The following is a 23,217-nucleotide window of genomic DNA, read 5'->3' as shown; positions in this document are numbered from 1 at the left end:
ACCTACCCCACCAGCTGCCGGCGAGAGTCGGCGGAGAGGTATTGCCATGCTCATTGCCTTCTACCTGTCGATCGCACTGATCGACATGAGCGTCGACGCGGCCTTCTGCGTCACCCAAGGACGCAAGTTCAATCCGGCCGGCGCAGCGCTTGCGGCGCTGGCTTGGCCTATCACCGCGCCCATGGTCATCGTGTGGGCAGCCAGAAAGACCCGTAATCATCCCAATTGGTAGCCCAGCCCCAGCGCTGACCAGCGAGGTAACTCCCCATGTCCGCAGCAGAAAATACCGAGGGCCTGGACAAGGTCTCCGAGAAGCAGATGGCTGAGCTGCTCGGCACCACAGTCCGCTCCCTCCAGGCGCGCCGCGCCCGCAAGCAAATCCCGGAAGGCGTCTGGATCAAGAACGGCCGCCAGATCATCTACAGCAAACGGAGATATGACGAATGGCTGGAAAGTCAGTGGGTATGCCCACCGGGGTGGAACTCTTCCGCAACTCCCTCCGCATTCGCTTCACCTGGCACGGACGACGCTGCTGCGAAACGCTCCCGTATCCCACCACGCAAAAGGGGATCAAGGCTGCATCCCAGCTTAGGGATCAGGTAGTCGGCCTGATCAAGCTCGGCCTGCTGGATGACGCCAAGTACGCCGAGCTGTTCCCCTGGTCCGGCGGTGCCGTGGGCGGTGGCCATCGCTTCAACGACTATGCCCAGCTCTGGCTGGACAGCCGCGAGATCACCCCGGGCACCTACCAGAACTACAAGAGCTGCCTGAACCTGTACTGGATGCCGCACCTGGCGCTGACACGGATCGACCTGATCACCACGACAGCGCTGCGCCGCATCCTCTCGGGTACGGAATGGACCTCGCCGGGCGTGAAACGCAACGCCATCGTTCGGATCTCGACGATCCTGAAAGCCGCTGTCGCGGATGGTTTGATTGAGAAGAACCCAGCAGAGCCGCTGGAGCTACCGCGGCGGGCGCGGAAGGAGATTGATCCGTTCACCTTGGAGGAGGCGAACCGGATCATTGAGAAGCTGTACGAGACAGCGCATTGGCCAAGCCGCATCTACGCGGCGCTGTTCGAATTCCTGTTCTTCACCGGACTGCGGATTTCCGAGGCGCTGGCCCTGCGCTGGGAGTCGGTGGACATCGACAAGCGCCAGGTGCACGTCTGCCGAACCGTCGCCCTGGGCAAGGTGGTGGAGCGGACCAAGACGGGCAATGACCGCTTCGTCCTGCTCAATGAACGCGCCCTGCACGCTCTGCAGTTCGCCAAGGAATACGCCGAGCGTCGGAAAAACGGAGTCGGGAAGGTCAAGGAAACGCCTTTCGTATTCCCGCCTTCGAAGAACCGGGAGCACGTCCGAGAGACGTCCAACGTCCATCACCAGTGGCGCCCTACCCTTCGCGATCTCGGGATCAGATACCGGCCGCCATACAATTGCCGTCACACCTATGCGACAATCTGCTTAATGTCCGGCATGAACCCCGCCTTCATCTCCCAGCAGCTTGGTCATAGCGTCCAAATGTTGCTGTCGACGTATGCCCGCTGGATCAACTCCTGCTCCGACTGGAGCGAGCTTGAAAAGTTGAATATCGGTATCAAATCGGTATCAGCCGAAGGCGCCACTTCGTAAGTTATTGATAGGTAAACCCCTTGATCTCTACCGCCAACATCACCATGCAGTTCGGCCCCAAGCCGCTGTTCGAGAACGTTTCCGTCAAGTTCGGCAACGGCAACCGCTACGGTCTGATCGGTGCCAATGGCTGCGGCAAGTCGACCTTCATGAAGATCCTTGGCGGTGAACTCGAGCCGTCCGGCGGCCAGGTGATGCTCGAGCCGAACGTGCGTCTCGGCAAGCTGCGCCAGGACCAGTTCGCCTACGAAGACTTCAGCGTGATCGACACCGTGATCATGGGCCACGAAGAGCTGTGGAAGGTGAAGGCCGAGCGTGACCGCATCTACTCGCTGCCGGAAATGAGCGAAGACGACGGCATGGCCGTGGCCGAACTGGAAGTTCATTTCGCCGAAATGGACGGCTACACCGCCGAATCCCGCGCTGGCGAGCTGCTGCTGGGCGTGGGCATTCCGCTGGACCAGCACTTCGGCCCGATGAGCGCCGTGGCACCTGGCTGGAAGCTCCGCGTTCTGCTGGCCCAGGCGCTGTTCTCCGATCCGGACGTACTGCTGCTGGACGAACCGACCAACCACCTGGACATCAACACCATCCGCTGGCTGGAAGGCGTGCTCACGGCGCGTAACTCCACCATGATCATCATTTCCCACGACCGCCACTTCCTGAACAGCGTCTGCACCCACATGGCGGACCTGGACTACGGCGAGCTGCGCCTGTTCCCGGGCAACTACGACGAGTACATGACTGCGGCCGAACAGGCCCGCGAGCGCCTGCTTTCGGACAACGCCAAGAAGAAGGCGCAGATCGCCGAGCTGCAACAGTTCGTCAGCCGCTTCTCGGCCAACGCCTCCAAGGCCAAGCAGGCCACCAGCCGCGCGCGCCAGATCGACAAGATCCAGTTGGAAGAGGTCAAGCCGTCCAGCCGCGTGAGCCCGTTCATCCGCTTCGAGCAGTACAAGAAGCTGCACCGCCAGGCGGTGACCCTGGAGAAGGTCAGCCAGGGCTTCGACGGCACCGCGCTGTTCAAGAACCTGTCGATGCAGATCGAAGCCGGCGAGCGTGTCGCCATCATCGGCCCGAACGGTATCGGCAAGACCACCCTGCTGCGCACCCTGGTCGGCGAGATGGCGCCCATGGGCGGTGACGTGAAGTGGACCGAGAGCGCCGATGTCGGCTACTTCGCGCAGGATCACGCCGAAGACTTCGAAGACGACGTGACCCTGTTCGACTGGATGGCCCAGTGGACCCAGGGTGGCGAACAAGTGGTACGCGGCACCCTCGGCCGGATGCTGTTCTCCAACGACGAGATCAAGAAGTCGGTGAAGGTGATTTCCGGTGGCGAACAGGGCCGCATGCTGTTCGGCAAGCTGATCCTGAAGAAGCCCAACGTGCTGGTGATGGACGAACCCACCAACCACCTGGACATGGAATCCATCGAGGCGCTGAACCTCGCGCTGGAGAACTACCCGGGCACCCTGATCTTCGTCAGCCACGACCGCGAGTTCGTCGGCTCCCTGGCCACCCGCATCATCGAGCTGAACGAGAACGGCGTGACCGACTTCAGCGGCACCTATGACGATTACCTGCGTAGCCAGGGTGTGGTTGTCTAAGGACGATCTGCGCCTGATTGTGGGAGCGGATTCATTCGCGATGCAGACCGCAGGTCTGCCCTTTGGATTCGTTGGGGCTGCCACGCGGCCCTTTCGCGAATAAATTCGCTCCCACAGGAAAATCAGCAGCGCACCCAAAACACAAAGCCCCGCAATTGCGGGGCTTTGTGTTTTCCGGCGAACCGAATCAGGCAGTGGCGAACAGTTCGCCAATCTGCTGCTTGGCGGCGCTGATGGCGTTGGCGCGAGGCTCTTCGCCATAGGCCAGGCCTTCGGCGCGGACGACTTCGATGTCGGTCACGCCGAGGAAGTTCAGCACCAGCTTCAGGTAGTCCTCATGGGCCTGGCCGGTCACCTGGCCGGAGTGGATACCGCCTGCGGTGTTGACGATCACCACCTTCTTGCCACCGGCCAGGCCTTCCGGGCCGTTCTCGGTGTAGCGGAAGGTCTTGCCGGCGACGGCGATGCGGTCGATCCAGGCCTTCAACTGGCTCGGGACGCTGAAGTTGTACATCGGCGCACCGATGACCACCGCATCGGCGGCGAGGAACTCATTCAGGGTGCTTTCACCCAGTTCGGCTTCGTGCTTCTGGGCGGCGTCGCGCAGGTCGGCGGGAGTACCGCCAGCAACCAGGCTCAGGGCGGACAGGTGGCTGATGGCATCGCTTGCCAGGTCGCGGTAGGTGACCTGGGCGGCCGGCTCGGCAGCTTTCCAGGCGGCGACCACGTCGCGGCTCAGTTCGCGGGAGGCGGAGGCGTCGCCGAGGATGCTGGAGTCGAGGTGCAGGAGTTTCATGGTTGGTTACCCTCAGTTGGGCGACCGGCGACGGCCGATCGGATTGGGGGTAATCCTATCCATGTCGATAAAGGCTGATTAGACGGTGATTTCGTGATTCAGCGTCTCATCCATGGGACAAAAAATAACAAAGGTGGATCACGTTCCACCGATCCACCATTGGAGGCTGTGATGAAGCCCCAATGGTGGATCAATAACCGCGCCCCCTAAGCGTCAGACCCCGCCCAGGTAATCCATCTTGCCCACGTCGACACCGTTGTAGCGGAGGATGGCGTAGGCCGCGGTGACATGGAAATAGAAGTTCGGCATGGCGAAACCGAGCAGGTAGTCGCGACCGCTGAAGCTGAGTTCTCCGCTGCGCATCTTCAGCACGACGGTGCGGGTTTCACTGCCTTCCAGCTTGGCGGCATCGATGCCCTTGATGAAATCCAGGGTCTTGGCGATACGCGCCTGCAGTTCGTCGAACGTGCTCTCGGTGTCCTCCCAGCTCGGCACCTCGACGCCGGCCAGACGGGCCGCGCAACCTTTGGCCATGTCGCTGGCGATCTGGACCTGGCGGGCAAGGGGATACATGTCAGGCGCCAGGCGCGAATCGATGTACACCTTGGGGTCGATGCTGCGCGCCTGGGCGTTGGCTTCGCCCTTTTTCAGCAGGTTGGAAAGATTGCCGAGCATGCGCGCCAGGACCGGGATGGACACCTCGTACATGGACAAGGACATGGTGATCGCTCCGTTTCAGGTGAGTGGAAGAGCAAGAGATATAGCGCTTGGCCGACCGCCCGGCAATGTGCTTGAAAAGTCCCGCCAGACAAGGCAATGACGCGGTAAAGTCCCTCGAAGCAATAGTTCGTCCCAACTGCAGGACAAATCCATGCAAGACCTCAACGATCTCTTCTACTTCGCCAAGGTGGTGGAGCACGGCGGCTTCTCGGCGGCGGCCCGCCTGCTCGGCGTGCCGAAGTCGCGCCTGTCGCGACGCATCGCCGAACTGGAAGGCCGCCTCGGGGCACGCCTGCTGCAACGAACCACCCGCAAACTGGCGCTGACCGACGTCGGAGAGCGCTTCCTGCGCCATTGCCAGGCCATGCTGCTGGAGGCCGAACAGGCCGAAGAAGTGGTGGCCAGCCTCACCGTCGAGCCCAGGGGCCGGTTGCGGGTGTCCTGCCCGGTCGAATTGGCGCATCAGGTGCTGAAACAGGTGATCATCGACTTCCTCCAGCAATACCCGCTGGTACAACTGGACATGGTGCTCACCAACCGTCGCGTCGACCTGCGCGAAGAAGGCGTGGACGTGGCCCTGCGGGTGCGCGAGCAAGGCGACGAAGACCCGACCCTGATCGCCCGCGTATTGAGTCCGGCCCAGGCCTTCCTGGTGGCCGCCCCCAGCCTGCTCGAAGGCAAGCGCATCGAAACCCCGGACGACCTCCAGCAGCTGCCGGCACTGGGCGGGCTGGAAGCGGACCGGCGCATCCACCATTACCTGCGGGACGGCCAGGGCAATCGCCGCGAGGTGGTGCTGGAGGCCCGCCTGGGCATCGAGGATTTCGACGTGCGCAAGCAGGCGGCGCTGGCGGGCCTGGGCTTCAGCATGCTGCCGCAGATGAATTGCGAATCCGAGCTGCGCGACGGCACCCTCGTACGCCTGTTGCCGCAATGGAGCCTGCCCGGCGGCCACCTGCAGGCGGTCTATACCCACAGGCGCGGCATGCTGCCGGCGGTACGTGCCTGGATCGAGCACCTGACGCAAGCCTTGTCCCATCCCGGGATGCCGATCATCTGACGTTGGCGAGCAAGACAACCATTAGCCAGCTTCCTTTGCCGCAGGGAGTCAGGGATGATGGGCGGCACCCCCGCCCACCTTCCCGCTTCCAGGTTCTGCCATGAGCACGCCACGGCTGTCCGCGTCCTCCAATACCCTGCAGATCATCACCGTCGTCTTTTTCACCTTCATCAGCTTCTTCTGCGTTGGCCTGCCCATCGCGGTGCTCCCCGGCTACGTGCACGACGACATGGGCTATGGCTCGGTGATGGCGGGGATCGTCATCAGTGCCCAATACCTTGCCACCCTCCTCTCCCGCCCCATGTCCGGAAGCCTGGCCGACCGCTTGGGCGCCAAGCGCGCGGTAATGTACGGCATGGCCTGCTGCGGCCTCTCCGGGGTGTTGACCTTCCTTTCCACCTCCCTCGCGCAATTCCCAATGACCAGCCTGTTGCTGCTACTGGGCGGGCGCGTGCTGCTGGGCATCGGCCAGGGGCTGGTGGGCACCGGCTCCATCAGCTGGGGCGTGGGCCTGGTGGGCGCGGAGAACATGGCGCGGGTCATCTCGTTCAATGGCATCGCCTCCTACGGCGCCGTGGCCATCGGCGCCCCCCTGGGCGTGGTGATGGTGGACTCGCTGGGCCTGTGGAGCATCGGCGGGCTGATCGCCCTGCTCTGCGCCATCGCCCTCCTGCTGGCCTGGCCGAAGCGCCCCTCGCCCATCGTCCAGGGCGAGCGATTGCCCTTCAGCAACGTATTCCTGCGCATCGCCCCCAATGGCACCGCGCTGGCCCTGGGCTCCATCGGCTTCGGCGCCCTGGCCACCTTCATCACACTCTATTACGCCAGCGTCGGTTGGGAAGGCGCCGCCTACTGCCTCACCGCGTTCGGCTGCGCCTTCATCGGTGCGCGGCTGCTGTTCGTGGGCACCATCAAGCACCTGGGCGGCTATCGGGTGGCCATCGTCTGTCTGGCCGTGGAGAGCCTCGGCCTGTTCCTGCTGTGGGCCGCTACCTCACCCTGGCTGGCCCTGGCCGGCGCGGCCCTGACCGGTTTCGGCCTGTCGCTGGTCTACCCTGCCCTGGGCGTCGAAGCGGTCACGCGTATTCCGGCCGCCAGCCGCAGTTCGGCGCTGGGCGCCTACGCGGTATTCTTCGACCTGGCCCTGGGCATCGCCGGGCCATTGATGGGCGCCATCGCCGGTGAAACAGGCTTTGCCGCCATCTTCCTGGTCGCCGCCCTGATGGCGCTGACCGGCATGCTGCTCAGCCTGTGGCTGCTGCGCGGCGAAACCCGAACCTGACGGAACAGGAACCGCCATGACCCCCGACCAAGTCGCCGCCTTCTGCCTGCAACTGCCCGGCGCCCGGGAGGACCTCAAATGGGGCAGCAACCGGGTGTTTTCCATCACCGGCAACAAGATGTTCGCCATCCTCGACTTCCTGGGTGATGGCCTGGCCTTCAAGGTCGACAAGGACCTCTTCCTCGGTTACGTCGACCGCCCCGGCATCAGTCCCGCCCCCTACCTGGCCCGCGCCCACTGGATCGCCATGCAGCAGCCCTACCCCATGGGCGACGATGAGCTGCGCGAGCTGATCACCCGTTCGCACCAGCTGGTGGTGGCGCGCTTGCCGAAGATCCGGCAGGTTGGCCTGCTGCTGGACTGACCCGGGGGAACCGCCGCCCGACCAGTTGCTACCTTTTATCCATCGACCTGCGCCAACCAAACGCCAAGAGACCTGAATCGATGAGAACCACCGCCCTCTGGACCCATCTCTGGAACAACCGGGCGCCCGCCCAGGGCCTGGAAGACTTCCGCCTTGAGGGGCGCCGGGCAGACGGCGGGATACTGGCCTTCGACGACGACGGCAAGTCCTATCGCCTGAATTACACCCTGGAGTACGAGAAAGGCTGGGAGCCCCGGGCGTTCAATGCCACGGTGCGCGACGGACGTGGCAGCCGCAGCCTGACCCTGCGCCGCGACGGCCTGCACTGGCTCGATGGCAACGGCCAGAAGCTGCCGGAACTGTCCGGCAGCCTCGACCTGGACCTCTGGCCTACGCCCTTCACCAACAGCCCGAGCATCTGGCGGCTGTTCCTCAACCCCGGCGAGCGGCGGGAGATCGAGACGGTCTTCGTCGCAGCCCCGCAACTGACCGTGCGGCGCATGCGCCAGGCCTATACCCGCCTCGACCAGTCCCGTTACCTCTACCAGAACCTCGACGGCAGCGGCTTCGAGGCGGTGCTGACGCTGGATGAGGACGGGCTGGTGAATCGCTATCCGATGTTCTTTCAGCGGTTGTAGTTGATCTGCAGAGGGCTAGGTTTGTGTAGGAGCGAATTCATTCGCGAATGGCTGCTCGGCAGCCCCACCCACCGAATCGCGAATGAATTCGCTCCCGCAGGCCTCAAGCAGGCGCGGTTTCCAGCCTGTGGATCGGCTTCCAGCGGCGCAGCTGCTGGTAGAGGGTCGGCACCACGAAGAGGGTGAAGAAGGTACCCACCAGCAGGCCGCCGACGATCACCATGCCGATCTGCTGCCGGCTTTCCGCGCCGGCGCCAGTGGCGATGGCCAGGGGCACGGAACCCAGCACCATCGCGCCAGTGGTCATCAGGATAGGCCGCAGTCGCTTCACCGAGGCTTCCATCACCGCTTCGTGCAGATCCATGCCCTGGCGCAGGAGCTGGTTGGCGAACTCGACGATGAGGATGCCGTGCTTGGTGATCAGGCCGATGAGGGTGACCATCCCCACCTGGGAGTAGATGTTCAGGGTGCCGCCGAAAATGGTCAGCGCGAGCAGCGCACCGGCCATGGAGAGCGGCACGCTGAAGAGGATGATCAGCGGGTCGATGAAGCTCTCGAACTGCGCGGCCAACACCAGGTAGATGAACACCAGGGCCAGGGCGAAGATCAGCGCCACGCCGCTGCTGGAGTCCTTGAAGTCCCGTGAGGTGCCGGTGTAGTCGAACTGGGTCTCTGGCGGGAACACCGCGCGCGCCGCGTCCTCCAGGTGATCCAGGGCCTCACCCAGGGTGTAGCTGGAGCCGACGTTGGCGGTGACGGTCACCGCACGCAACTGGTTGAAGTGGTTGAGCTCGCGAGGCGCGACGGTTTCCCGCACGTCGATCAGGTTGGCCAGCTGCACCATGCTGTCGTTGCGGCCACGCACATAGACGCGGTTGAGGTCGTCGGGGTTGCTACGGTCGACGTTGGCCAGTTGCACCAACACGTCGTACTGCTCACCGTTCTGCTTGAAGCGGGTGACCTGGCGGCTGCCGAACAGGCTTTCCAGGCTGCGTCCGATGGCGGCCACGTCGGTGCCCACGGCCACGGCCTGCTCGCGGTTGACCGTGACCTTGAGTTGCGGCGAGTTGAGCTTGAGGTCGCTGTCCAGGCTCTCCAGCCCCGGATAGTCGCGCACCCGCTCCATCAGTTGGTCGACGTAGGTCTGCAGCTCGCTGTACTCCAGCGAGGAGCGGATCACGAAGTTCACCGGCTGGTTGCGGGCGCTCTGCCCCAGGGGCGGCCGGTTGATGGGGAAGGCACGCACGCCGGGGATATCACGCAGTTTGGGCAACAGCTCGTCGCGAATCTCGAACTGACTGCGCCCGCGGGCGTCCCAGTCCTCCAGCTTGAGGAATGACAACCCCTGGGCCACTGTCGGGAACCCCACCACCACCATGTAGCGGTTGGCTTCGGGGATCGACTGGTAGGCCTCCTCCAGCATCTTCGCGTAACGGCTGGTGTATTCGATGGTGGCGCCGTCGGGGCCGTTGATGGAGCCGACGATGGTGCCGGTGTCTTCGGTGGGCGCCAGCTCGCTGCGCAGGCCGCTGAACAGCACCAGGCAGAGAACGAGGATGCCTGCCAGCAGCAGGACGATCAGCATCCAGGCCCGCAGCACCCGCTCCAGCAGGTGGCGGTAGCTGTAGGTCAGCGCGTGGAGGAAGGCTTCCACCAGGTTGTAGAAGCGCCCGTGCTGCTGCGCCGCGTGGGGCTTGAGCAGGCGGCCACACATCATCGGCGACAGGGTCAGGGCGACGAAGCCGGACACCAGCACCGCGCCGGCGAGCGTCCAGGAGAACTCCGTGAAGAGCTTGCCCGAGGTCCCCTGCATGAAGCCGATGGGGGCATAGACCGCCGCCAGGGTGAGGGTCATGGCGATCACCGCGAAGGCGATCTCGCGGCTGCCCTTGTAGGCCGCCTGGATCGGCGACATGCCCTCTTCGATGTGCCGGTGGATGTTCTCCAGCACCACGATGGCGTCGTCCACCACCAGGCCGATGGCGAGCACCATGGCCAGCAGCGTCAGGGTGTTGATGGAGAAGCCCAGCAGCACCATGAGGCTGAAGGCACCGATCAGCGAGACCGGGATGGTGACCAGGGGAATCAGGGTGGCGCGCAGGGAGCGCAGGAACAGGAAGATGATCAGGATGACCAGCACCACCGCTTCCCAGATGGTGGTGTAGACGTTGTCGATGGACTCGCGGATGAACAGCGAGCTGTCGTTGGCGATGGTCATCTTCATGCCGTCGGGCAGCAGGGCGCGGACTTCCGGCAGCGCGGCATCGAGCCCGTCGGAAATCTCCAGCGGGTTGGCCGTGGCCTGCTTGACCAGCCCCAGGGACACCGCCGCGCGCCCGTTGAAGCGCACGATGCTGCGCTCGTCCGCCGCGCCCACCTCGGCGTGGCCGACATCGGCCAGGCGCAGCAGGTAGCCGCGCTGGTCGTTGAGGATCAGGTCGTTGAATTCCTCCGGGGTACGCAGGTCGGTTTCCGAGAGCACGCTGAACTCGCGCTGCACCGACTCGATGCGGCCGGCGGGAATCTCCACGTTCTGCCGGCGCAGGGCATCTTCCACGTCCTGCACGGTGAGGTCGTGGGCGGCGAGCTTTTCCGGGTCCAGCCAGATGCGCATGGCGAAACGCCGGGCACCCCGGATCTGCACCTCCGAGACACCCGGAATGGTCTGCAGGCGGTCCCGTATCACCCGCTCCAGCACATCGGTAATCTCCATCGCCGAGTGCTGCTCGCTGTAGAAGGCGATCCAGATCACCGGCTGGGCGTCGGCCTCGACCTTCTGCACGATGGGTTCGTTGATCTCGTCCGGCAACAGGCCACGCACGCGGCCCAGGCGGTCGCGCACATCGTTGGCCGCTTCGTCGGCGTTGGTGCCGAGGCGGAACTGGGCGGTGATCTGGGTGTTTTCCGAACGGCTGATGGAGGCGACGAAGTCCAGGCCCTCGATGCCGGACAGCACGTCCTCGATGGGCTGGGCCACCTGGGACTCCATGATCTCCGGGCTGGCGCCGGGGTAGATCACGTTGACGGTGACGATGGGCACGTCGATGTTGGGGTATTCCCGTACTGCCAGCCGCTGGTAGGCCAGCAGCCCGAGCAGGACCAGGATCAGCGACAGGACGGTGGCGAATACCGGCCTGCGGATACACACGTCCGAGAGGGTCATACACCACCCCGCGCTACGGTGCGGACCTCCAGCCCTGGGCTGACTTTCTGCCAGCCCGCGGTAATGACCTGCTCGTTGCCCTGCAGGCCCTCCCGGACCTCGGCCTTGCCGCGCAGGCGCTGGCCGATCTTGATGGGACGCCGCTCCACCTTGCCGTCCACCACCAGGTTGACGAACAGCTGTTGCCCCAGGGGCATCACCGCTTCCTCGGGGATCAGCAGGGCCTCCGGGCGCTCGGCGAGGATCACCGACACCTTCACGAACTGGCCGGGCTTGAGGCGGTGGTCCTGGTTGGGAATCTGAGCGCGGATCGCCTGGCTGCGGCCGACTTCGTCCAGGCGCGGGTTGAGGGCGATGATCGCACCCCGGAAGCGTTCGCCCGGATAGGCGTCCAGGCTCAGCTCCACCGTCTGGCCGATGCTCACCTGGCTGACGGCTTTTTGCGGCACGCGGAAATCCACCTTCAGCGGGTCCAGCACTTCGAGGTTGACCATGTCCTGGCCGGCACTGAGGTAGTCGCCCACGCTTACCAGACGCAGGCCGAGGGTGCCGTCGTAGGGGGCGCGGATCTGGGTCTTGTCGAGGCGCGCCTGGGCCAGCGCCAGGCTGGCGCGGGCGGCCTGTTCCTGGGACAGGGATTCATCCTGGGCCTGGGCATTGCTGGCACCGCGGGAGAACAGCATCTTCGCCCGCTGGTAGCTCTTTTCCGCCAGGTCCAGGTTGGCCTGGGCCTGGGCCAGCTCGGCGCGGGCGATGGCGTCATCCAGGCTGATGAGCAGGTCGCCGCCCTTGACCGCCTGGCCTTCCTGGAAATGCAGGTTGGCCACCCTGCCCTCCACTTCCGGGCGGATCATCACCGACTCGTCCGAACGCAGGGAGCCGAAGGTCACCAGTTCGTCCCGCACCAGCGCCCGTTGCGGTTCGGCCACTTCCACCAGCGGCGCCTCCTGGGCCATGGCGGACAACGAGGCAAGCGCCCCGATCAACAGCCAAACACTGCGACGGACCTTCATCTGGAGCCTCTGGGACGATTCGGAAGGAAAGGAGCCTGCCGAGTGTATCGGCAGGCTCGCCGGTGGCATTACAGAAATAATGCCACTCTGTGTCGCCTTGTTTCGCCTTACTGACGCATGCCCCGTCCGCTCACCAATAGACGGATGCAAGCGGTGTAGAGGATGACCATGGTCAGCAGCATCAGGGCGATGGCGACACCGATGTTGATGTCGGAAACGCCGAGGATGCCGTAACGGAAGGCGTTGACCATGTGCAGGATCGGGTTGCCCAGGGACACCGTCTGCCAGAACGGCGGCAGCAGGTTGATCGAGTAGAACACGCCGCCCAGGTAGGTCAGCGGGGTCAGCACGAAGGTCGGGATGATCGAGATATCGTCGAAATTGCGCGCATAGACGGCGTTGATGAAGCCACCCAGGGAGAAGATGGTGGCGGTCAGCAGCACCACCAGCGCGGTCACCCCGATGTGGTGCACCTGGAGCTTGGTGAAGAACAGCGACAGGAAGGTCACGATCACCCCCACCGCCAACCCGCGCAGCACCCCGCCGATGGTGTAGCCGAGGAGGATGGTGTGCGCCGACACCGGCGACACCAGGAGTTCCTCCACCGAGCGCTGGAACTTGCTGCCGAAGAAACTCGACACCACGTTGCTGTACGAGTTGGTGATCACCGACATCATGATCAGGCCGGGGACGATGTAGTCCATGTAGCTGAAGCCGCCCATGTCGCCGATCTGCCGGCCGATCAGGTTGCCGAAGATGACGAAGTACAGGGCCATGGTGATGGCCGGGGGCAGCAGGGTCTGCGGCCAGATCCGCATGAAACGGCGGACTTCGCGATAAACGATGGTATTGAGGGCGACCAGGTTGGCGGAGACTTCCGAACTCATACGGCCACCTTCGCCAGGTTTTTCTCCACCAGGGACACGAACAGCTCCTCGAGGCGATTGGACTTGTTGCGCATGCTCAGCACGTCGATGTTCAGGGCGGCGAGCTGGCGGAACAGCTCGGTCAGGCCCTGGCTCTTCTCCACTTGCACTTCCAGCGTGTGGCCATCCACCAGCTCGGCCGGGTAGCCGTTGAGCTGCGGCACCACTTCCAGGGGCTCCTTGAGGTCGAGCAGGAAGGTTTCCTTGTGCAGCTTCTTCAGCAGCTCCTTCATGCTGGTGTTCTCGACGATCCGGCCGTGGTCGATGATGCCGATGTTGCGGCAGAGCTGCTCGGCCTCTTCCAGGTAGTGGGTGGTCAGGATGATGGTGATGCCCTGCTCGTTGAGCTCGGTGAGGAAGCTCCACATGGAACGGCGCAGCTCGATGTCCACGCCAGCAGTGGGTTCGTCGAGGATCAGCAGGCGCGGCTGGTGGATCAGTGCACGGGCGATCATCAGGCGGCGCTTCATGCCACCGGACAGCTCGCGGGAAGCCGAATTGCGCTTCTCCCACAGGCCGAGCTGGTTCAGGTACTGCTCGGCGCGCTCCTTGGCGACCTTCGCCGGAATGCCGTAGTAGCCCGCCTGGGTCACGACAATGTCGAAGACCTTCTCGAACTGGTTGAAGTTGAACTCCTGGGGCACCACGCCCAGGCAGCGCTTGAGCGCGTAGGGCGATGTATCCAGGTCGTTGCCGAAGACACTGACGCTGCCGCTGGTCTTGTTCACCAGGGTAGACAGGATGCCGATGGTGGTGGACTTGCCCGCGCCGTTGGGGCCGAGCAAGGCGAAGAAATCACCTTCGGCCACTTCCAGATCGATGCCCTTGAGGGCCTGGAAGCCATTGCTGTAGGTCTTGGTCAACTGCCGGATGGACAGGGCGGAACTCATGATGGATTCGTCTGCTTCAAGGGGAAATGGCTAGATAAGGCTAAATGCCAGCAAATTCAACCGCGCATCGCTGCACATCAGCCTAGGTTCCAATGGCCGGGTCGGCGAGCCGGCGACTCAGGTGAGCGCCGTCATCACCGCCTTGCGATACGCAGGCCGCGCCGTCAGGCGCTCGTACCAGGCCTGGAGGTGGGGCAGCTCCGGACGCAGGATGGGCATCTCGAACCAGGCATAGGCAAAGCAGCCCAGGGGGATGTCGCCCATGGCGAAGGCGTCGCCGGACAGGTACGGACGCTGGGCCAGCACCTGGTCGGGAATGCTCAGAAGCTCGCCGCAACGGGTCAGCGCGGCGTCGATCAGCGCCTGGTTGCGCTCTGCCGGCGGCGTGCGCAGAGTGCCCCAGAACAGGTCACGGAAAGGTGTGGCGAAGCTGGAAGTGGCCCAGTCCATCCACTTGTCACCCTCGGCTCGCGCCACCGGGGATTCCGGGTACAAGGTGCCTGCGGCATAGCGCGCGGCCAGGTAGCGGACGATGGCGTTGGACTCCCAGAGCACCAGGTCGCCATCCTCGATCATCGGCACCAGGCCGTTGGGATTGCGCGCACGGTAGGCCGGCTCGTTGACCAACCCGAAAGCGCCACCGGCATCCCGCTGTTCGTAGGCGACACCCACTTCCTCCGCCGCCCAGAGCGCCTTGCGCACGTTGGTGGAATTGATTCGCCCCCAGATCTTCAGCATTGCGACACTCCAGGCCGATTGGACAGGGGCACCATTCTAGGGCGACGTGCCAGGCGACGGAATGCCGAATCCTCCAGATCTTTTCGTTCGCAGCGGACTTCCGGGACAGCGGCCGGGTCTGTTCGAAAAATCGTCGAGCGAAGGTCAGGCAACAATCGGTGAGGAAGTGCAGTTAACGAGCTGTTAGTGAGCATTCCGAACCGGTTTTTAACGATGCATCACCGAGCGCAGGCACTTTTCGTGCAAGACCTAGAGTCTGAAATTCCCCGCCATGCCTTGCAACTCCTGGCCCAGGCGGGCCAGCTGCACGCTGGATGTCGCGGTTTCATCCATGGCTTCGGCGGACTGGTCGGCAATGTCGCGGATGCTGGTGACGCTGCGATTGATCTCCTCGGCCACCGCGCTCTGCTGCTCCGCCGCTGCGGCGATCTGCTGGTTCATCTGATGGATCAGGGTCACGGCTTCGGCGATGCCGGCCAGGGCTTCCTCGGTCAGGTTGGCGTCGCGCACGGTCAGGCCCACCAGACTTTCGCTCTGCTGCATGTGCTCCACCGAGTTGCGTACGCCTTCCCGCAGGGTGGCGATCAGCCGTTCGATCTCGGCGGTGGACTGCTGGGTACGCCGCGCCAGCGCCCGCACCTCGTCCGCCACCACGGCAAAACCACGGCCCTGCTCGCCGGCGCGGGCTGCCTCGATGGCGGCGTTGAGCGCCAGCAGGTTGGTCTGCTCGGCGACGCTCTTGATCACGTCCAGCACGGTGCCGATGCTCTGGGTGTCCTGGCTCAGGCGCTGGATGCTGGAAGTGGCTTCCTCCATCGCATGGGCCAGCTGGTTGACCCGTTCCAGGGTCTGGCGCACCACCTGGCTGCCCGTGCTGACGCGGTTGTCAGCCGCCTCGGTGGAACTGGCGGCGGCCTCTGCGTTGCGCGCCACCTCCTGCACGGTGGCGGCCATCTCGCTCATGGCGGTGGCCACCTGGTCGGTTTCTTCCTTCTGGCCGTTAACGCCGACGCGGGTCTGCTCGGTGACGCTGGACAGCGCCTGGGCCGAGGCGGAAATCTGCGCCACCCCGCCCTGCAGGCGGCCGACCATGTCCCGCAGGTTGGCGGACATACCCCGCATGGCTTCCATCAATTGGCCGATCTCGTCGCGGCGCTGCACCTCGATGCTGGCACTGAGATCGCCCTCGGCGATCTGCCGTGCCAGGCCGATGACTCGCCGCAGCGGCCGGACGATCAGCAGGCTGATCAGCACCGTGGCGGCCAGCCCGATCACCAGCGCCAGCGCCGCCGCCAAGAGAATCAGCAGCGAGCTGGAGTCCTGTTGGGCGCGCATTTCGGCCTTCTGCAGTTCATAGGCACGGTCCACCGCCTGCACCACGCGATCAGCCCCGGCGGCCAGGTTCGCATACTCCTGGCGCTGCTGGGCCAGGGTGGCGGTGTAATCCTTGAGGCGCTCGTTGAAGGAGTCGACGTTGCCGATCACTTCGGTGAGCACGGCGGCGTAGCCGGGGTCCTGCATGGCGTCGCGCAGTTCGGCGGCGAGCTTCTGGGCGTCCAGGGCTTCCTGGATCTGCGGTGTACCGGCGTCCTCGCTGCCGCGGCTCTGCTCCAGCCGCAGACGGGCCTGGTTGAGCGCCTGCAGGAGCAACTGATAGACGCGACCGATCTGCCCACCCTGGGTCACCAGGTCGGCACCTTCGGCACCCTGCGAGCTTTTCAGCAGGTCGACACCATCCTCGTTAAGGCCGCTCTGCAGCACATCGAGGCTGTTGGAGGCGCTGACCACCAACCAGTTGGCCGCTTCCAGGGCCAGACGCTGGCTATCGGTGAGCTCCACGTAGCGTTCGAAGGCGCCACGGTATTCGGCCATGGCCTGGGTGACTTCGCCCAGGGCGTCGCGCCCCGGTCGGCTCAGTTGCGCGGCCAGCGCCTCGCTGTGGGCGACGATTGCCTCGGCCTGCTGGCGCAGCGCGTCGGCGTGCTTGGCGTCGGAGGTGAGGGCGTAGTCCTTTTCCGTGCGGCGGATCACCAGCACATCGCCGCTGATGGCACGCATCTCTTCCAACAGACGGGCCCTGTCGTCCACGGCACGCAGGGCAGTGAAGCCGGTGGCGGCCACCACCAGGGTCAGCACCAGCACGATGCCGAATCCCAGCATCAGCTTGCTGGCAGTACTCAGGCTGGCCAGCCGGTGTTGCAAGACAGTCCACATGCTCCTACCTCCCCACAAGGCGACAACTGCATGGACGCGATCTGCCATCCGCTTCCCCGAAAGGACGAACATAGGAGCAGCCGGATGCTGGCGACAAGCCACAATCCCGCCAGCTGGATTGACCTGCTGTTTTTGGCTAAATGGAGGTCGTTTCTGGATCAGTTTCTATGCTTCCTACGGAAAACCGAGAACTGACCCAGGCCAATAAAGGAACTCGGCTTGAGAACTAGGCTTGACTCAGGACTCGCCAAGGAGGACGTCATGACCGCGCCATCACCCACCCATTGGCATGCCCAGACAGTCGAAGACAGCCTGCAGCGACTGGATAGCGGGCCAACCGGGCTGGACACGGCGGAAGCCGAGCGCCGCCTGGCCAGCTTCGGGCCCAACCGCCTGCCCGAACGTGCCGGGGCCGGGCCGCTCAAGCGTTTCCTGCTGCAGTTCCACAACCTGCTCATCTATGTATTGCTGGCCTCGACCCTGGTCACCCTGGCCCTGGGCGAATGGCTCGATAGCGCCGTGATCTTCGGCGTGGTGCTGATCAACGCCGTGGTCGGTTTCATCCAGGAAGGCAAGGCGGAGTCAGCCATGCGCGCCATCCAGAAGCTGCTGACCCTGGACAGCCGGGTCAAACGCAGCGGCGAAGTGCGCCAGGTGCCTGCCGAGGACCTGGTACCGGGCGATCTGGTACTGCTGGAAGCCGGCGACCGCGTACCAGCGGACCTGCGCCTGGTGGAAACCCGCGACCTGCGCATCGAGGAAGCCGCGCTTACCGGCGAGTCCCTTCCCGCCGACAAGACCAGCCGTCCCGTCACCGCCGACGCCAGCCTGGGCGACCGTCACAGCATGGCCTACTCCGGCACCCTGGTCAGCGCCGGGAGCGGCGTGGGCCTGGTGGTGGCGACCGCCGGCGAGACCGAGCTGGGGCGCATCAGCCACCTCTTGGGCTCCGTGGAGCAGCTGCAGACCCCGCTTCTGGCGGACATGGCCCGCTTCGCCCGCCAACTCACCCTGATCATCCTGGTGCTGGCGGCGGCCACCTTCGTTTTCGGCATCCTGCTGCGTGGCTACAGCGCCGACGACATGCTGATGGCCGCCGTGGGCCTGGCCGTGGCCGCCATTCCCGAGGGCCTGCCGGCGGTGCTGACCATCATCCTCGCCCTGGGCGTGCAACGCATGGCGCGCCGCAGCTCGATCATCCGTCGCCTGCCAGCCGTGGAGAGCCTGGGCGCGGTGACGGTGGTGTGTTCCGACAAGACCGGCACCCTGACCCGCAATGAGATGACGGTGCAGCGTGTCTACACCGCCGCCCGCCGCTACGAGATATCCGGCGTGGGCTATGCGCCCGAAGGCGATGTCAGCCCCGGCGGCGATCTGGCCCACGACCTTCACGAACTGGCCCGCGCCGGGTTACTGGCCAACAGTGCCAGCCTCTGCGAGGTGGACAACCAGTGGTGCATCACCGGCGACCCCACCGAAGCCGCCCTGCTTACCCTGGCCGGCAAACTGCAGCTCGACTCCAGCGACGAAGCCTTGCGCCAGCCCCGGGTGGACGCCATTCCCTTCAGCTCCGAACGCCGCTACCTGGCGAGCCTGCACCGCGATGAAAAGGGCCAGGGCGTGATTTACCTGGTGGGTGCGCCGGAACGCTTGCTGGAAGTCTGCGACCAGCAATGGCGCGATGCCGCCGCCGAGCCGCTGGACCCGCGCATCTGGGACGACGTACTGGAAGAAGGCGCGGCCGCCGGCCTGCGCATGATCGGCCTGGCCCGTCGCGCCGTCGGCGGCGGCCAGCACGAGCTGGACCATGCCGACCTGGACAATGGCTTCGTGCTGCTGGGCCTGGTGGGGATGATGGATCCGCCGCGAGAAGAGGCCATCCTCGCCATCGAGGACTGCCACAGCGCCGGTATCCACGTGAAGATGATCACCGGCGACCACGCCGCCACTGCCGCCGCCATCGCCGAACGTCTGGGCCTGCCGTCCGGCACCCCGCTGACCGGCGCCGACCTGGACGACCTGACCGACGCCGAACTGGATGCCCTGCTCCGCGAGACCAGCGTGTTCGCCCGCACCAGCCCGAGCCACAAGCTACGCCTGGTGGAGCGCCTGCAGGCGATCGGCGAGCGGGTGGCCATGACCGGCGACGGCGTCAATGACTCCCCCGCCCTCAAGCGCGCCGACATCGGCATCGCCATGGGCATCAAGGGCACCGAGGCTGCCAAGGAAGCGGCGCAGATGGTGCTGGCGGACGACAACTTCGCCACCATCGCCCACGCAGTGGAGGAAGGCCGCACCGTCTACGACAACCTGAAGAAGTCCATCCTCTTCATCCTGCCCACCAACGGCGCCCAGGCCTTCGTCCTGCTGACCGCCATCCTGCTCGGCCTGACGCTGCCGATCACGCCGCTGCAGATCCTCTGGGTGAACATGATCACCGCGGTCACCCTGGCCCTGGCGCTGGCCTTCGAACCCGCCGAAGACGACCTCATGGCGCGGCCACCGAGGGACCCGAAGGCTCCGCTGCTCTCAGGCGAATTGCTCTGGCTGATCCTGCTGGTGTCGGTGCTGCTGACCCTGGCCAGCCTGGGGCTGTTCATTCACGCCCAGCAGCTCGGCTGGAGCATGGAAGCCAGCCGCACCCTGGCGGTGAACGCGCTGGTGTTCGGCGAAATCGGCTACCTGTTCAGCAGCCGGCGCCTGAATGGCCCGGCGCGCTTCGGCATCCGGGACAACCCGATGGTCTGGGCCATGGTGGGTCTGATGGTGCTGCTGCAACTGGGCTTCACCTACGTGCCCGCGCTGCAATCGCTGTTCGGCACCCGTGGGCTGAGCCTGGAAGGCTGGGGCTGGTGCCTCGCCACGGCGGTCGCCACCTGTGCGGTGGCCGAGGCCGACAAGTGGCTGCGCCACTACATCGCCCGCAAAGGGCGCCCGTCCCTGACCTGATGCCGATCGACCAACGTGACGATGCGAACGACGGCCGCGCCCCTTGGTGACGATCTACAGATAAGTCAGGTGGTGCGGCTCAGGTCGGCCGCACCATGTTGAAGGTGTCACGGGTGCGGGTGTAAGCGCTGCCGCCCAGACGCCCTACCAGGTCCAGGCGCTGCGGGTCCACCCTGCCCGCCTCGGTCAGCACTGCATCATCGATGTGCGCCAGCAGCACCTCGGCGAACACCAGGTGGCAATTGGGATTGGCGCGCGGATAGGGCTGGATTTCCGCCAGCTTGCACTCGAAGGCCACCGACGCGCCCTGCACGCGCGGTGGCCGCACGCGCAGCGAAGGTTCCGTGGCGATGCCGCAGGCCTCGAACTCGCTCTCGCCATGGGGCAGCAGGGCCGCGCTGGCATTCATGTCCTCCGCCTGCTCGAAGGAAACCAGATGGATCACCAGCTCGCCGGTGTCCTGCACGTTGCGCAGGGTGTCCTTGAGCTGCCCGTCGCCACGGGTATTGATGTTCACCAGCAGCGTCGCCGGATTGTCGCTGATGATCTGGAAGAAACTGAACGGCGCCAGGTTGCTGACCCCATCCGTCGACAAGGTGGAAACCCAGGCAATCGGACGCGGAGTGATGGTGGAAGCCAGCCAGCGATAGGCATCCAGCGGCGCCAGCCGGGAGAAGTCGAGCTGCATGGAAAAGCTCCAGCGGGGAGAAAACGGCGATTATGCCTTGCCACCGACGGCACGACATAGACACCTCAAGTCCGCGCGCCCCACGGAAGGGTCAATAGGACTCAACCCCACCAGCGGAGACGCCCGCCGCATGACGAGCCGGCACGTACTGGTCCAGACCGACTCGGACCTCGGCCTGCTCATCCACCTCCACTTCCGCCTCCGAGCCGCCCGCCACCCCTGGCCCCATGGCCTGCCGGGCCGACTGGATCAGCTGAAGATTGCGACTGCGCAGATCGGCGTCGTTGCGTGTTCGCGCATTGGACCGCATCGCCAGTGCCACGGCCTGCGCATACTGCCCTTGCTGGAATCGCACCTGACCCAGCTGATGCAGGATGGCGGGATTGTTCGGCTCGATGCGCAGGGCGCGTTCCAGGGTGTCTCCCGCCAGCTCCACCTCGCCGTACTCCAGCTGCAGCGCCGCTGCTTCCAGAAAAGCGCCTGACGCACCATTGTTCGGCGAACCTGAAGCGTAAGCGGGTAACGCGGCGGCCGCGCAGAAGGCGAGAAACAGAGTCGGGAAGAAATTCCTGTGGCGCATCGGCGGTGTTCTCAGCTGACTTCAAAGCATGGCGGAATGGGAAAATCTCGGCGATCTCCGACTCTCGCCAATGCCTGAAGTTCCCGCTGGCCCCGGTGTTTGGCTGGTCAGGGCGCGAGGGACCGGCAAACGGTCGAAGGCCCGGCTTTCCTGATAAACTTCCCGGCCATCACGCATGATCCGAATCTGCCAAACGTCCCGTCCTTGCGTTCTCACCTTCCGATTGTCGCCCGTTCGAATTGCTACAACAGCTCGAAAGCCACCGGAAGTACCAGGAAAACGCAGCAATCCAGAAGCCCCCGAATGACCGCCGTACAAATCTCCACATCAGCATCCACGCGCCCTGCCCTGTCCCGCCGCTTCTCCGTGGCGCCGATGATGGATTGGACTGATAGGCATTGTCGTTTTTTCCTGCGCCAGCTGTCGAAGCACGCCCTGCTCTACACAGAGATGGTGACCACCGGGGCGTTGCTGCATGGCGACCATGAGCGTTTCCTGCGTCACGACGAGGCGGAACACCCGCTTGCATTGCAACTGGGCGGCAGCGTGCCGGCGGACCTGGCGACCTGCGCGAAGATGGCGCAGGAGGCGGGTTATGACGAGGTGAACCTGAACGTCGGCTGCCCCAGCGACCGGGTGCAGAACAACATGATCGGCGCCTGCCTGATGGGTCATCCCGCGCTGGTGGCCGATTGCGTCAAAGCGATGCTGGATGCGGTGGAGATTCCAGTCACGGTCAAGCACCGGATCGGCATCAATGGGCGCGACAGCTACGAGGAACTCTGCGACTTCGTCGGTCAGGTGCGCGAGGCCGGGTGCCGCAGCTTCACCGTCCATGCGCGCATCGCCATTCTCGAAGGTCTTTCGCCCAAGGAAAACCGCGAGATCCCGCCGCTGCGCTATGAGGTGGCGGCCCAGCTGAAGCAGGACTTCCCGGATCTGGAGATCATCCTCAACGGCGGTATCAAGACCCTTGACGAGTGCCGCGAGCACCTCGAGACCTTCGACGGTGTAATGCTGGGCCGCGAGGCGTACCACAACCCCTACCTGCTGGCCGAAGTGGATGCAGGGCTGTTTGGCGGCAATGGTCCGCAGATCAGCCGTGCCGAGGCCCTGGAGGCCATGCGGCCCTATATCGAGCGCCACATCCAGGAAGGCGGCGTGATGCATCACATCACCCGCCACGTCCTCGGCCTGGCACAGGGGTTCCCCGGCGCCCGGCGCTTCCGTCAGTTGCTGTCGGTCGACGTGCACAAGACTGAAGACCCGCTGGCGCTCCTGGATCAGGCTGCCGAGCTGCTGCGCGGCCGCTGAGCGGAGATCGTCGCTTCCCAGGCCGGCGCCAGGCCGTAACGGCTACCGCCCAGGGCGCCCACCAGTCCGCTGCCCACCATCCGGCCTAGCACCTGGCGCACGCTGACCAGCGACAGTGGCTCGCCCGCTTCCACCAGACGCTCGTGGAGTACGCGGCTGGGAATGTTGCCACCTTCCAGCGAGGCCAGGCAGAGGATCTCCAGCACCTTGAGGCGCGGCATGCTGGTCTTCAGCCCCGATTGCTGCAGCATCTGCCGCAGTAAGCGCTGGTCCAGGTGCGGGAGGCTCCGTTCGACCTTCAGATCGAGGGACTCCATGACGACCCGCCTTACCCGGGGCAATGCATGTACTCGCATCAATATCTCCTTTTTGATCAATGGCTTGCTGACGCAATGCCTCGGGCCGGCGCTCCTGCCAGCCTGTTTCCCGAAAAATACGGGCTCTCATGGAAGTAGACGGACGAGCGCGAAAAAACCGCAATGAAAATGCGAAATCTATTTCCGTGCGGAACCCGGATGCCCCTTTTCCGGGTCTGTTGAGATGGGCAGGCCGATGGCCTGTAAAAAAGCCCTTACGCCCCCGTTGAGCAGCCCATGCGGCTCGGGTAAGGTCAGATCATCCGCCACGACAAGGTT

20 protein-coding genes are annotated in these 23,217 nt (G+C 64.7%); 9 read left to right on the top strand and 11 right to left on the bottom strand.

The window, feature by feature from the left end:
- Positions 1 to 46: 46 nt before the first annotated feature.
- From FXN65_RS10555 to FXN65_RS10545, 3 genes are all read left to right on the top strand, one after another.
- Entirely contained in the window at positions 47 to 232 is a 186-nt protein-coding gene (locus FXN65_RS10555) for a hypothetical protein (RefSeq protein ID WP_151133149.1), read from the top strand.
- Positions 233 to 443: 211 nt separating this feature from the next.
- A complete protein-coding gene (locus tag FXN65_RS10550; protein WP_151133148.1) occupies positions 444 to 1,637 on the top strand; it encodes a tyrosine-type recombinase/integrase in 1,194 nt (397 codons plus the stop codon).
- Positions 1,638 to 1,657: 20 nt separating this feature from the next.
- Positions 1,658 to 3,247: an ABC-F family ATPase gene (locus tag FXN65_RS10545; RefSeq protein ID WP_151133147.1), complete on the top strand. Its 1,590-nt coding sequence runs from the start codon at positions 1,658 to 1,660 to the stop codon at positions 3,245 to 3,247.
- A 187-nt stretch (positions 3,248 to 3,434) separates the two neighbouring features.
- Here FXN65_RS10545 and FXN65_RS10540 read toward each other — a convergent pair whose 3' ends face one another.
- Together FXN65_RS10540 and FXN65_RS10535 are read right to left on the bottom strand one after the other, a co-directional pair.
- The gene (locus FXN65_RS10540; RefSeq protein WP_151133146.1) at positions 3,435 to 4,043 is read right to left on the bottom strand and encodes an FMN-dependent NADH-azoreductase; all 609 of its coding nucleotides are present in this window, start codon (positions 4,041 to 4,043) and stop codon (positions 3,435 to 3,437) included.
- Positions 4,044 to 4,256: 213 nt separating this feature from the next.
- The gene (locus tag FXN65_RS10535; protein WP_151133145.1) at positions 4,257 to 4,763 is read right to left on the bottom strand and encodes a DUF1993 domain-containing protein; all 507 of its coding nucleotides are present in this window, start codon (positions 4,761 to 4,763) and stop codon (positions 4,257 to 4,259) included.
- A 151-nt stretch (positions 4,764 to 4,914) separates the two neighbouring features.
- Here FXN65_RS10535 and FXN65_RS10530 point away from each other — a divergent pair, with 151 nt between their 5' ends.
- From FXN65_RS10530 to FXN65_RS10515, 4 genes are all read left to right on the top strand, one after another.
- Positions 4,915 to 5,823, top strand: a complete 909-nt coding sequence (locus tag FXN65_RS10530) for a LysR substrate-binding domain-containing protein (protein WP_151133144.1) — start codon at positions 4,915 to 4,917, stop codon at positions 5,821 to 5,823.
- A 100-nt stretch (positions 5,824 to 5,923) separates the two neighbouring features.
- Positions 5,924 to 7,105, top strand: a complete 1,182-nt coding sequence (locus tag FXN65_RS10525) for an MFS transporter (RefSeq protein ID WP_151133143.1) — start codon at positions 5,924 to 5,926, stop codon at positions 7,103 to 7,105.
- Between the two features lie 16 nt (positions 7,106 to 7,121).
- On the top strand, positions 7,122 to 7,469 hold the full coding sequence (locus FXN65_RS10520; RefSeq protein ID WP_151133142.1) for an MmcQ/YjbR family DNA-binding protein: 348 nt from the start codon (positions 7,122 to 7,124) through the stop codon (positions 7,467 to 7,469).
- Between the two features lie 80 nt (positions 7,470 to 7,549).
- Positions 7,550 to 8,107 (top strand): putative glycolipid-binding domain-containing protein, encoded by a 558-nt coding sequence (locus tag FXN65_RS10515; RefSeq protein WP_151133141.1) that lies wholly within the window; start codon positions 7,550 to 7,552, stop codon positions 8,105 to 8,107.
- 103 nt (positions 8,108 to 8,210) lie between these two features.
- Here the strand turns inward: FXN65_RS10515 and FXN65_RS10510 are convergent, their stop codons facing one another.
- The 6 genes from FXN65_RS10510 to FXN65_RS10485 all read right to left on the bottom strand — a co-directional run bounded on the left by FXN65_RS10510 (position 8,211) and on the right by FXN65_RS10485 (position 17,051).
- Positions 8,211 to 11,270: an efflux RND transporter permease subunit gene (locus tag FXN65_RS10510; RefSeq protein WP_151133140.1), complete on the bottom strand. Its 3,060-nt coding sequence runs from the start codon at positions 11,268 to 11,270 to the stop codon at positions 8,211 to 8,213.
- Positions 11,267 to 12,283 carry an efflux RND transporter periplasmic adaptor subunit gene (locus FXN65_RS10505; RefSeq protein ID WP_151133139.1) on the bottom strand — a complete coding sequence of 339 codons (1,017 nt, stop codon included), beginning with the start codon at positions 12,281 to 12,283 and terminating at the stop codon, positions 11,267 to 11,269. The genes FXN65_RS10510 and FXN65_RS10505 overlap by 4 nt, the downstream gene beginning before the upstream one ends.
- 107 nt (positions 12,284 to 12,390) lie before the next feature.
- Positions 12,391 to 13,170, bottom strand: coding sequence for an ABC transporter permease (locus FXN65_RS10500; RefSeq protein WP_151133138.1), 780 nt, complete (start codon positions 13,168 to 13,170; stop codon positions 12,391 to 12,393).
- Complete coding sequence (locus tag FXN65_RS10495) at positions 13,167 to 14,099, bottom strand: ABC transporter ATP-binding protein (protein WP_151133137.1); 933 nt, start codon at positions 14,097 to 14,099, stop codon at positions 13,167 to 13,169. The genes FXN65_RS10500 and FXN65_RS10495 overlap by 4 nt, the downstream gene beginning before the upstream one ends.
- Positions 14,100 to 14,216: 117 nt before the next feature.
- Positions 14,217 to 14,837, bottom strand: a complete 621-nt coding sequence (locus FXN65_RS10490) for a glutathione S-transferase family protein (RefSeq protein ID WP_151133136.1) — start codon at positions 14,835 to 14,837, stop codon at positions 14,217 to 14,219.
- 249 nt (positions 14,838 to 15,086) lie between these two features.
- Positions 15,087 to 17,051 (bottom strand): HAMP domain-containing methyl-accepting chemotaxis protein, encoded by a 1,965-nt coding sequence (locus FXN65_RS10485; protein ID WP_151133135.1) that lies wholly within the window; start codon positions 17,049 to 17,051, stop codon positions 15,087 to 15,089.
- Between the two features lie 261 nt (positions 17,052 to 17,312).
- On the opposite strand from FXN65_RS10485, the gene FXN65_RS10475 reads away from it, so the two are divergent.
- The gene (locus tag FXN65_RS10475) at positions 17,313 to 20,000 is read left to right on the top strand and encodes a cation-transporting P-type ATPase (protein WP_151133133.1); all 2,688 of its coding nucleotides are present in this window, start codon (positions 17,313 to 17,315) and stop codon (positions 19,998 to 20,000) included.
- 79 nt (positions 20,001 to 20,079) lie between these two features.
- On the opposite strand, the gene FXN65_RS10470 is transcribed toward FXN65_RS10475, so the two are convergent.
- Entirely contained in the window at positions 20,080 to 20,688 is a 609-nt protein-coding gene (locus tag FXN65_RS10470; protein WP_151133132.1) for a flavin reductase family protein, read from the bottom strand.
- A gap of 91 nt (positions 20,689 to 20,779) precedes the next feature.
- Positions 20,780 to 21,268: a tetratricopeptide repeat protein gene (locus FXN65_RS10465; protein ID WP_151133131.1), complete on the bottom strand. Its 489-nt coding sequence runs from the start codon at positions 21,266 to 21,268 to the stop codon at positions 20,780 to 20,782.
- 303 nt (positions 21,269 to 21,571) lie between these two features.
- Between FXN65_RS10465 and dusA the strand changes: the two genes are divergently transcribed.
- Positions 21,572 to 22,582, top strand: a complete 1,011-nt coding sequence (gene dusA, locus FXN65_RS10460; protein WP_151133130.1) for a tRNA dihydrouridine(20/20a) synthase DusA — start codon at positions 21,572 to 21,574, stop codon at positions 22,580 to 22,582.
- Here the strand turns inward: dusA and FXN65_RS10455 are convergent.
- Entirely contained in the window at positions 22,552 to 22,899 is a 348-nt protein-coding gene (locus FXN65_RS10455) for a hypothetical protein (protein WP_151133129.1), read from the bottom strand. The genes dusA and FXN65_RS10455 overlap by 31 nt on opposite strands.
- Positions 22,900 to 23,217 lie beyond the last annotated feature (318 nt).

It is taken from the genome of Pseudomonas lalkuanensis (assembly GCF_008807375.1).
GTDB classification, from domain to species: domain Bacteria; phylum Pseudomonadota; class Gammaproteobacteria; order Pseudomonadales; family Pseudomonadaceae; genus Metapseudomonas; species Metapseudomonas lalkuanensis.
Note: the sequence above shows the minus strand (reverse complement) of the source record. Positions and strands in the feature narration are given on the sequence as shown.

Bases quoted from the DNA above. Each gene is read 5' to 3' on its own strand.
- FXN65_RS10555 (WP_151133149.1), top strand. From the start codon at position 47: ATGCTCATTGCCTTCTACCTGTCGATCGCACTGATCGACATGAGCGTC.
- FXN65_RS10550 (WP_151133148.1), top strand. From the start codon at position 444: ATGGCTGGAAAGTCAGTGGGTATGCCCACCGGGGTGGAACTCTTCCGC.
- FXN65_RS10540 (WP_151133146.1), bottom strand. From the start codon at position 4,043: ATGAAACTCCTGCACCTCGACTCCAGCATCCTCGGCGACGCCTCCGCC.
- FXN65_RS10535 (WP_151133145.1), bottom strand. From the start codon at position 4,763: ATGTCCTTGTCCATGTACGAGGTGTCCATCCCGGTCCTGGCGCGCATG.
- FXN65_RS10530 (WP_151133144.1), top strand. From the start codon at position 4,915: ATGCAAGACCTCAACGATCTCTTCTACTTCGCCAAGGTGGTGGAGCAC.
- FXN65_RS10525 (WP_151133143.1), top strand. From the start codon at position 5,924: ATGAGCACGCCACGGCTGTCCGCGTCCTCCAATACCCTGCAGATCATC.
- FXN65_RS10520 (WP_151133142.1), top strand. From the start codon at position 7,122: ATGACCCCCGACCAAGTCGCCGCCTTCTGCCTGCAACTGCCCGGCGCC.
- FXN65_RS10515 (WP_151133141.1), top strand. From the start codon at position 7,550: ATGAGAACCACCGCCCTCTGGACCCATCTCTGGAACAACCGGGCGCCC.
- FXN65_RS10510 (WP_151133140.1), bottom strand. From the start codon at position 11,270: ATGACCCTCTCGGACGTGTGTATCCGCAGGCCGGTATTCGCCACCGTC.
- FXN65_RS10505 (WP_151133139.1), bottom strand. From the start codon at position 12,283: ATGAAGGTCCGTCGCAGTGTTTGGCTGTTGATCGGGGCGCTTGCCTCG.
- FXN65_RS10500 (WP_151133138.1), bottom strand. From the start codon at position 13,170: ATGAGTTCGGAAGTCTCCGCCAACCTGGTCGCCCTCAATACCATCGTT.
- FXN65_RS10495 (WP_151133137.1), bottom strand. From the start codon at position 14,099: ATGAGTTCCGCCCTGTCCATCCGGCAGTTGACCAAGACCTACAGCAAT.
- FXN65_RS10490 (WP_151133136.1), bottom strand. From the start codon at position 14,837: ATGCTGAAGATCTGGGGGCGAATCAATTCCACCAACGTGCGCAAGGCG.
- FXN65_RS10485 (WP_151133135.1), bottom strand. From the start codon at position 17,051: ATGTGGACTGTCTTGCAACACCGGCTGGCCAGCCTGAGTACTGCCAGC.
- FXN65_RS10475 (WP_151133133.1), top strand. From the start codon at position 17,313: ATGACCGCGCCATCACCCACCCATTGGCATGCCCAGACAGTCGAAGAC.
- FXN65_RS10470 (WP_151133132.1), bottom strand. From the start codon at position 20,688: ATGCAGCTCGACTTCTCCCGGCTGGCGCCGCTGGATGCCTATCGCTGG.
- FXN65_RS10465 (WP_151133131.1), bottom strand. From the start codon at position 21,268: ATGCGCCACAGGAATTTCTTCCCGACTCTGTTTCTCGCCTTCTGCGCG.
- dusA (WP_151133130.1), top strand. From the start codon at position 21,572: ATGACCGCCGTACAAATCTCCACATCAGCATCCACGCGCCCTGCCCTG.
- FXN65_RS10455 (WP_151133129.1), bottom strand. From the start codon at position 22,899: ATGGAGTCCCTCGATCTGAAGGTCGAACGGAGCCTCCCGCACCTGGAC.